General features: G+C 62.1%; 8 protein-coding genes and 3 tRNA genes. 3 read left to right on the forward strand and 8 right to left on the reverse strand.

The window, feature by feature from the left end:
• Positions 1–120: 120 nt before the first annotated feature.
• The gene (locus YWU_RS0110165; RefSeq protein WP_027020390.1) at positions 121–1119 is read right to left on the reverse strand and encodes an NAD(P)H-dependent glycerol-3-phosphate dehydrogenase; all 999 of its coding nucleotides are present in this window, start codon (positions 1117–1119) and stop codon (positions 121–123) included.
• 210 nt (positions 1120–1329) lie between these two features.
• Here YWU_RS0110165 and YWU_RS0110170 point away from each other — a divergent pair, with 210 nt between their 5' ends.
• Positions 1330–2316, forward strand: a complete 987-nt coding sequence (locus YWU_RS0110170; RefSeq protein ID WP_034647679.1) for an NUDIX hydrolase — start codon at positions 1330–1332, stop codon at positions 2314–2316.
• 6 nt (positions 2317–2322) lie between these two features.
• On the opposite strand, the gene YWU_RS16305 is transcribed toward YWU_RS0110170, so the two are convergent.
• The 3 genes from YWU_RS16305 to leuC form a co-directional block, all read right to left on the reverse strand.
• On the reverse strand, positions 2323–2664 hold the full coding sequence (locus YWU_RS16305; protein ID WP_051260260.1) for an HU family DNA-binding protein: 342 nt from the start codon (positions 2662–2664) through the stop codon (positions 2323–2325).
• A 233-nt stretch (positions 2665–2897) separates the two neighbouring features.
• On the reverse strand, positions 2898–3488 hold the full coding sequence (gene leuD, locus YWU_RS0110180; protein WP_027020392.1) for a 3-isopropylmalate dehydratase small subunit: 591 nt from the start codon (positions 3486–3488) through the stop codon (positions 2898–2900).
• 32 nt (positions 3489–3520) lie between these two features.
• Positions 3521–4975 carry a 3-isopropylmalate dehydratase large subunit gene (gene leuC / locus YWU_RS0110185; protein ID WP_027020393.1) on the reverse strand — a complete coding sequence of 485 codons (1455 nt, stop codon included), beginning with the start codon at positions 4973–4975 and terminating at the stop codon, positions 3521–3523.
• 202 nt (positions 4976–5177) lie between these two features.
• On the opposite strand from leuC, the gene YWU_RS0110190 reads away from it, so the two are divergent.
• Complete coding sequence (locus tag YWU_RS0110190) at positions 5178–5921, forward strand: IclR family transcriptional regulator (RefSeq protein ID WP_027020394.1); 744 nt, start codon at positions 5178–5180, stop codon at positions 5919–5921.
• A complete protein-coding gene (locus YWU_RS0110195; protein WP_240484116.1) occupies positions 5918–7216 on the forward strand; it encodes an MFS transporter in 1299 nt (432 codons plus the stop codon). The genes YWU_RS0110190 and YWU_RS0110195 overlap by 4 nt, the downstream gene beginning before the upstream one ends.
• On the opposite strand, the gene YWU_RS0110200 is transcribed toward YWU_RS0110195, so the two are convergent.
• The 4 genes from YWU_RS0110200 to YWU_RS0110215 form a co-directional block, all read right to left on the reverse strand.
• Entirely contained in the window at positions 7158–8441 is a 1284-nt protein-coding gene (locus YWU_RS0110200) for an MFS transporter (protein ID WP_027020396.1), read from the reverse strand. The two genes, YWU_RS0110195 and YWU_RS0110200, sit on opposite strands and share 59 nt — an antisense overlap.
• 115 nt (positions 8442–8556) lie before the next feature.
• Positions 8557–8629: transfer RNA gene (locus YWU_RS0110205), tRNA-Glu, on the reverse strand.
• 208 nt (positions 8630–8837) lie between these two features.
• Positions 8838–8910, reverse strand: a tRNA-Glu gene (locus YWU_RS0110210).
• 26 nt (positions 8911–8936) lie between these two features.
• Positions 8937–9008 (reverse strand) — tRNA-Gln (locus YWU_RS0110215).

A 9008-nucleotide genomic window follows, 5' to 3' on the forward strand; every position in this document is an offset into this window, starting at 1 on the left:
TGTCTGGCTCTGCGGTACCCGGGGTTGCGGTCGATTCGCTCATGCGGGTGATCCTACCGATTCCTCCGGAACCGGTCAGTCACCAGCTGACCGTGTTCATCTCGCCGAAATCTTCAGACCTTATTCCGCTTTACGACGCCTACCCATCAACATCGCAACCGTGTCCTGGACCGTGAGCCCACGGTGACAGACCGCGTAGACGGCCTGGGTGATCGGCATGTCGACGTCATACTCTTGTGCCAGTGCACCGACGGAGATTGAGGAGATCACACCTTCAGCGACCTGCCCGCGGGTCGCCTTCTGCGCCTCTTCCAGGGTATCGCCTCGGCCAAGGCGCTGACCGAACGTGCGATTCCTGGACAGCGGTGAGGAGCACGTGGCGACGAGGTCACCGAGACCAGCCAGACCGGAGAAGGTCCGTTCTTCTGCACCGGCAGCCACACCGAGTCGGGTGGTCTCCGCCAGTCCACGGGTGATGATGGTGGCCAGGGTGTTCTCGCCCAAGCCTTGGCCGGCAGCCATACCGCAGGCCAAGGCGATGACGTTCTTACAGGCGCCGCCGATCTCACAGCCGATGACGTCGGTGTTGGTGTACGGACGGAAGTAACCAGTGGCGACGGCGGACTGCAGCAGCGTGGCTCGGTCTTCGTCTTCACATGCCAGCACCGTCGCCGCCGGCTGCTCAGCTGCGACCTCACGTGCCAGGTTCGGCCCGGAAAGCACTGCAATCTGATCTCTAGAGAAACCGGTGACCTCGCGGATAACCTGGCTCATCCGAAGGTGGCTGTCTCGCTCAATGCCTTTGGCGAGGCTGAGCAACGTGGAATTATGCGGCAGCAAGTCCTTCCACTCCCCCAGGTTGCCGCGCAAAGTCTGCGAGGGGACGCCAAGAACTACGATCTCCGCGTCCTCTAGGGCGCGGGCTGCGTCAGTGGTGGCAGTGATCCCCGGGGGCAGTGCCAGCCCCGGCAGGTAATCGGGATTCTCGCGAGTGATCTGGATCCGCTTGGCCTGGTCCTCCCGACGGGCCCAGAGATTTACGGGATTGCCAGCGTCAGCGAACACCTTCGCCAACGTCGTACCCCACGAACCGGCACCCATCACTGCGACCTGCACCATGTTCCGACCCCACTCTTCCCTGTCCGCTGCATGAACCGACTGTCCGGTACCGATCGTGCCGGACCAATCCCTATCAGAATAGCGCCACGCCGGCCCCGCGGACGGAGTACGGGACAGAGCGAGTCGTGCTCCCGGTGAGACCGTCCTGTCACGATTACACTGGCCGCGGAAGCACCAGCCACCACTGACAGCCGTAGCGGCAGGAGACTCATGAATCTGCGTGAGAACGACAAGGACACGTCGAACAGCACCGCCATCACCGGGCGATATAAGTCGATCCCCGTCAATCCCGGCGAGGACGTGTCCCGTCCGACTTTCGCCGCAGGAGCACTGATGTGGCGCGGCGACCCCGCCGACCCGGAGGTCGCCGTTATCCACCGCCCAGGCTACGACGACTGGTCCCTGCCCAAGGGCAAACTCGATCCCGGCGAGAACCTTCCGGGGACCGCAGCCCGCGAAATTCTCGAAGAAACCGGCTACACGGTACGGCTAGGAAAGCTCCTCGGATCTGTGTCCTATCCGGTGGCCAGGCGCACGAAACTCGTCTGGTACTGGACCGCTGAGGTCATTCACGGTGAATTCGAAGCCAATTCAGAAGTCGACGAAATGCGGTGGGTCAGCCTCGACGAGGCAGAGAAACTGCTCAGTTATGACCTAGACGTAGAGGTGCTGAAGAAGGGACGCAAGCGCCTATCGAAGGAGCCGGACACCCGCATCATTTACGTCCGACACGGCCGGGCGCATCAACGCAAGAATTGGTCCGGCTGCGATGATCTGCGGCCGCTGGATAAGAAGGGCCGTCGTCAGGCTGAATTTCTCACTACCGAACTGCTGCCGTTCGCTCCGGAGCGAGTCTATGCGGCGCTGCCGGATCGCTGCCGGGACACCGTGGCTCCCCTAGCATCCGAAATCGGAACCCAGGTTATGGTGGAGCAGGCCTTTGGAGACGACGCCTGGCAAACTTCACCGGACCGCGCCCGAGAGAAGTTCCGTGAGGTCATCGCACAAGGCGGCGTGTCAGTGATCTGCGCTCAAGGCCTCGTCATGCCGGAGCTTTTGTCGGAACTGGCCGACGAGTCTGGCCTTCCCTTGAAAGACGGGGCCCCGTGCAAGAAAGGCTGCGCGTGGGTCCTGGGCTTTCGTGAGGGAAAGCTCCTCACCGCTGATTACTACGCCACTGCGCTACCGGTGAAGTAAGCGCACCTACAGGTCAAAGCCCCTGTGCGAGGAGCTGCGGCGCACCGAAATGCGCCCCTCCTCCGGGATTGATCCGTCTCTGACCACAGAGCGGAAGTAGTTTCCAGGGCGGAAGGCCGGGGTGCGGGTCGCCGGGACCGGGACCGGCTCACCAGTGTGCGGGTTCCTGGCTGTGCGCGGTGCCCGGTCGCGAGCCTCGAAGGTACCGAACCCCATAATGGTGACAGCTTCGCCCTCGACCACGGACCGCACGATGATATCGAGAATATGCTCGACCGCTTCGGCGGACGCCGTCTGCGGAATATCCATTCGTTCCGCCAGCTCGGAGACGAGGTGTGCCTTGTTCATCGGGGCCTCCCACATTTCGGGTCATTCTGGGTACATCACGGTAATTGTTGTCGGACCCGGAAATGACGATGACCGGACACCCTTCCCGACCTCATGGTCTATGGGAAAATGTCCGGCCCCGCGATGTCAGTGACATCCGCTTTCCGAGCCTCAAAGAAATGTATCCAGATCGAGATGTTTTTGTACCCGATTTGAATGGATTTACCCGGTACCTCCTGTGAACGGGGGTAATTCTACATCGTCTGCGGCTTGAACGACGGCCGCTTGGCCTCGTACGCCTGTATAGCATCCTCGCTACGAAGGGTCAGGGAGATGTCGTCCAGACCCTCGATGAGGCGCCAGCGAGTGTAATCGTCCACCTGGAATGGGATGACGACGTCGCCACACGATGCGGTACGGGTCTCCAGGTCGACGGTGATCTCCTTGCCCGGCTCCTCTTCGAGGAGCTTCCACAGCAATTCGATGTCCGACTGCTCCATCTGGGCGGCCAGCAGGCCGGCCTTTCCGGAGTTGCCGCGGAAGATATCGGCAAAGCGGGAGGAAAACACGACGCGGAAGCCGTAATCCATCAGTGCCCAGACAGCGTGCTCACGGGACGAACCGGTACCGAAGTCCGGACCGGCCACTAACACCGAGCCGTTGGAGTACACATCCTGGTTGAGCACGAAGTCCGGCTCATTGGTGCGCCAGTTGTTGAACAAACCGTCCTCGAAGCCGGTGCGAGTGACCCGCTTGAGGTAGACGGCGGGGATGATCTGGTCAGTGTCGACGTTGGAGCGTTTCAGCGGTACGCCGACGCCGGTGTGGGTGGAGAACTTCTCCATGTCCGATCGATTCCTTTCGTTGGTCGGCGGGTCTAGGCGTCAGCCAGGACGGGCAGGTCCGCCGGGGAGGCGAACGTGCCGACGACGGCGGTGGCAGCGGCAACCGGCGGGCTCACCAGGTGGGTGCGACCACCCTTGCCCTGGCGGCCTTCGAAGTTACGGTTCGAGGTAGAGGCGCAGCGCTGCCCCGGGGTCAGCTGATCCGGGTTCATACCGAGGCACATAGAGCAGCCTGGCATGCGCCACTCGGCGCCAGCCGCACGAATAATGTCGCCGAGGCCTTCTTCTTCAGCCTGCTCGCGGACGCGAGCGGAGCCGGGCACGACGAGCATCTGCACGCCTTCAGCAACGGAGCGACCCTTGAGCACCTGCGCGACCTCGCGCATGTCCTCAATACGACCGTTGGTGCACGAGCCCACGAAGACCACGTCCACCGGGATGTCCCGCATCGGGGTTCCAGGCGTCAGGTCCATGTACTTCAGTGCATTTTCTCCAGCAATGCGCTCAGATTCATCGGTGAAGAGCTCCGGATCCGGAACAGAATCGCCCAGCGGGATTCCCTGACCGGGGTTGGTGCCCCAGGTGACGAACGGAGTCAGTGCAGAGCCATCGATCTCGACGACCTTGTCGAAGACAGCGCCTTCGTCGGTACGCAACGAGTCCCAGTACTCCACGGCACGGTCCCACTCCTCGCCCTTCGGCGCGTGGGAGCGGCCCTCCAGGTAGTCGTAGGTCGTCTGGTCCGGGGCGATCATGCCGGCGCGTGCGCCTGCCTCGATCGACATGTTGCAGATGGTCATACGTGCTTCCATCGACAGCTTCTCGATGGCTTCGCCGCGGTATTCGATGACGTGGCCCTGACCTCCGCCGGTACCGATCTGGGCGATGACAGCCAGGATCAGGTCCTTGGAGGTCACACCCGGTTGCAGCTCACCGGTGACGTTAACGGCCATCGTCCGGAAGGCCTTCAGCGACAGCGTCTGCGTGGCCAGCACGTGCTCGACCTCAGAGGTACCGATGCCGAAGGCCATCGCGCCGAATGCACCGTGGGTGGCGGTGTGGGAGTCGCCGCACACGACGGTGGTTCCCGGCTGGGTCAAACCCAGCTGCGGCCCGACGACGTGGACGATGCCCTGCTCAATGTCACCCATCGGGTGAATCCGGACGCCGAATTCATCAGCGTTCTTGCGCAGTGTCGCGATCTGGGTCCGGGAAGTCGGCTCGGTGATCTGGTTGATATCGCCGCCGCCAAGAAGGTTGGTGGTGGGGACGTTGTGGTCCTCAGTGGCGATGGTCAAGTCCAGACGGCGCACGGGGCGGCCGGCCAGGCGGAGGCCGTCGAACGCCTGCGGCGACGTGACCTCGTGGAGGAGCTGGAGGTCGATGTAGATGAGGTCGGGTTCGCCGTTCTCACCGTATTTGACGACGTGGTCTCGCCACACCTTCTCAGGGAGGGTCAACGGGGCTGCTGCATCAGCGGTGCTCATGGTCACCTCATGGGTATGTTGTGGGCGTGCGGCCGGGCGTGAGCCGACCTCTTGCGCCATGCGGGCTGGCACTCCATCGTTAGAGAGTTTTCCGGCGCCGGTCTTCACCCGCACGTGGTGTGCGGTGCGGGCTCCCACGGTGTGACGAACCCCGATGACCCGACCCCCGTCATCTCAAATGATGGGATGCTAATATCATGGTATGGGACAGATTAGCACAACCGAGAACACCGCAGATCTTCAGCGGGGCTCCGAGAGCGGCATCAAGGTCCTCGACCGGTCAGTGCTGATTCTCACCACCGTCGCCGCAGGCCCGCGCACTCTCACTGAACTGTGCGACCATACCGGACTCCCCCGAGCGACAGCCCACCGCCTGGCCACCGCGCTAGAGGTGCACCGCTTAGTCACTCGCACCCCGGACGGCCGGTGGACCACCGGCCCCGGCCTGGCTGATCTCACTCCGGTGACGTCCGATCTGCTTGCCGACGCCGCCGCACACGTCCTACCCAAACTCATGGAAACCACCGGCGAGTCCGTGCAGATCTACCGCCAGTCCGGCGACAGTCGTACCTGTATCGCCGCAATGGAACCGCCAACTGGCTTGCGAAATACGGTGCCCGTCGGATCCCGGATGCCGCTGAACGCCGGTTCCGCCGGACACGTACTTATGGCGTTCGGCCCCGAATCACTGGCTGACCAGTTTCTCGATGGCGCAAACTTCGACCGCGCCTATCTCGAGGAGGTTCGGACAAAGGGGTGGGCAGAGTCCGTCGGCGACCGCGACCCGGCATTGGCGAGCGTCTCGGCACCGGTCATCGATTCCCTCGGAAACATGACCGCCGTGCTGTCTGTATCTGGGCCAGTCGAGCGACTTACTCCTTCCCCCTACGAGGCCTGGGGCCAGGAGGTGCTCGCCTCCGCCGCCGCGATGGGCGACCGCTTGTGAGCTCCCCCGGAGTCCCGCTGCGACAGGACCCAGATCGGATCCGCCGAGGCCCCTACAAACACGTGTTGCTAGCGCTCTCCACCGCTGGCGCCGTCGGCTCCAGCGTCATCCATATGGGAACGGCGTATCTATTGCCGGCTCTCATCAATGAGGGCCTTCCTCTAGCTGCCGCCGGTGCAGTTGTTGCGATGCCCGCCGCCGGCATCGTGCTGACCCTTATCGCCTGGGGCTGGTTCGTCGATCGATTCGGCGAACGCGCTGCCATGTCGATCGGACTTCTCGTCACCTCGATAGCGACCTTCTTCGCTGCCGCCATGTCATCTGTCGGCCCCGTTGCGCTCTCCTTAGCCTTGTTATTGGCAGGCTGTGGTGCTGCGTCAGTGAACTCGGCCTCCGGACGTGTTGTCTCTGGCTGGTATCCAGCTGATAAGCGCGGTCTAGCCATGGGCCTTCGGCAAATGGCACAGCCGCTCGGGGCTGCCGTCGGTGCGATGTCGATGCCGTTGCTCGCCCACCATTACAGCGTCGGTACGGCGCTAGCCTTCTCCGGTTCACTCTGCCTGGCATTATCAGCGTTGTGCTTCATCGGAATTATCAATCCCCCGCGTCCAGCCAAGGGCTCCGCTGACCAGATCGCGGCGTCGGTAAGCCCGTACCACCGCACCGGGCCGGGCATTCCATATCTCGTGCGGGTTCATATCGCCTCCGCGATGCAGGCCTGGCCGCAGTCGATGGTTGGTGCTTACCTCCTTGTCTGGCTTCTCTCTCGAGGCTTTAGCCCTGGCAACTCCAGTGTGATCGTGTTGATCTCGCAGCTGTTCGGCGCGACATCCCGCGCTCTGCTTGGCCACATCTCCGACCGGGTCGGCTCCCGCATTCGGCCCTACCGCTGGGTAGCCACCACCACGCTCAGCCTCGCTGCCGTGCTGGCGGTCACTGACTTCCTAATGGAAGGTTTCGGACCTGGAATGAACGATGGCACCGCGGCCAGCGGTGGCGCCCTGCTTCCGGTGGCCACAGTCCTATTTGTCATGCTGGCGGTCTCTGCAGTCTCCCCCAATGGATTGGCCTTCACCGCCGTGGCCGAATACTCCGGCCCCTTCTGGTCCGGCCGCGCACTGGGTACGCAGAACACCTTCCAAAACATCATCTACGCCGCCACCCCACCAGTGGCCGGACTTATCGTCTCGACCGCCGGATTCCCCGTGATGTTCGCAGTGACTGCCGCACTGCCGGCTATTTCGTTGGTGGTGGCGCCGAGGGGAGATGAACGTCGGGAAGCGGTCTTTGATTAGCTTGGCGACCCAGCGCTAACGCGGAGACCGCGAGCAGCATAGCCATCACTAGCCATGGCAGTGTCGCCGCTGCCTGCGGGACCTCAGCAACATTCAACAGCGCCCCGATTCCGAGCGACCCCAGCAGCACGGCCAGCCCGCCAAACGAGTTGAGAAAGCCGTAATACGACCCAAGGTCCTGCTCACCAGCCAGACGACCGACAACATCACGCGCTACAGGCACCGCGATCATCATTCCTAGGTGCAGCAACAGGACAAACAACACAGCAGGAAGCAGTGCCACCCATCCGGACAGGGCAACCGGCGCGAACGCAGCCACGAGAACGAATGACCCTGACATCACACCAAAACCGGTGATCAAAGCAGTAGCGGTCCGCAACCTGTGTGCGTAGGAGTTCACCGGACCTTGCAGAGCAATCACGTAGACGCCCACCCCCGCGAAAAACCACCCCAATAGTTCGTCAGATCCCGTCGCACGCCGAAGCTCCACCGGCAGCGCCAAGTACTGCAGGTTGTACGCCAGTAGATACGTTGAGTACGCCAGCGCGAACCCCACAAACGCGCGATTGCGCAGCACCCGGGACCACGCACCAAGCATGGGTCGCACCAATCCTTCTTGCTTCCCGACGTCCCTATCCCCCACCAACCCAGCCCCACGCAGGACCACCACATGGACGATGAAGATGACACCAAACACCGCAGCGCCCATTGAACACACAGCCGGAAAACCCACGGGAATCAGCAGTGCCCCGAAGACAGGACCAGTCAGCGCGCCGAGCCGAGACCAAGCAGTATCAAGGGCAAAGAGCCGAGAGCGAGTAATCGTACCGGCCCGTTGCAGCCGCTCGCCTTCGGTAGCAAGTGCTGCCTCTACTGCGGGAGAAAAGAGAGCGGCGGCGGCACCGATCAGCACCACACCGAGAATCATCGTAGAAATGGAATCTGCAAGACCCGCCACAAGGAACCCAACGATCCGCACCGCTACACCGGTAAGCAACACCGACCTGATGCCATAGCGGTCCGCAAGTCCGCCCCCTAAGAAAAAGAGGCCTTGCTGACTGAACGTTCGGATACCAAGCACGAGTCCCACGAGTGCCCCTCCAGCTCCGAGGGAATCAGTCATCTGCACTGCGATGAATGGGACGACCAGATAGAAGCCGATATTGAAGAGCATCTGAGTCACCAGAAGTACTTTTACGGCCGCTGGCAGACCCTGTAATCCCATCCTTGGGCTCCTCAGTTGATCCGCATGCAACGGGAATCGTGGACGCTTCCCAGGCGCACTGCACCTACCGACACAAAAGTGACCTCCACCAATGTAGGTGAAGGCCACTATGTCGTACCCCGTACGGGATTTGAACCCGTGCCGCCGCCGTGAGAGGGCGGTGTCCTAGGCCGCTAGACGAACGGGGCTAGCGATTCCAACGAGCACCTGCGAACTGACCGAAATCATGCTCGGCGCTGTGCTGCGCTGACTTGAAGAAGAGTAACAGGACTGTAAGTCGACCACCTAATCTGCAGGTCAAGGCACAAAAAGCACATATGTGACTTGATGCACCTCGGGCTTGAGCCACAAATGCGAAAGCGGCCCCCAACAGAAGTTGAGAGCCGCTTTACTTTGTACCCCGTACGGGATTTGAACCCGTGCCGCCGCCGTGAGAGGGCGGTGTCCTAGGCCGCTAGACGAACGGGGCGTAACTACCGGAAAACCGGAAGTTCGCTGGCCTACCAGGACTCGAACCTAGAACGACGGTACCAGAAACCGCTGTGTTGCCAATTACACCATAGGCCA

This window comes from Corynebacterium sputi DSM 45148, assembly GCF_000427865.1.
Lineage (GTDB): Bacteria > Actinomycetota > Actinomycetes > Mycobacteriales > Mycobacteriaceae > Corynebacterium > Corynebacterium sputi.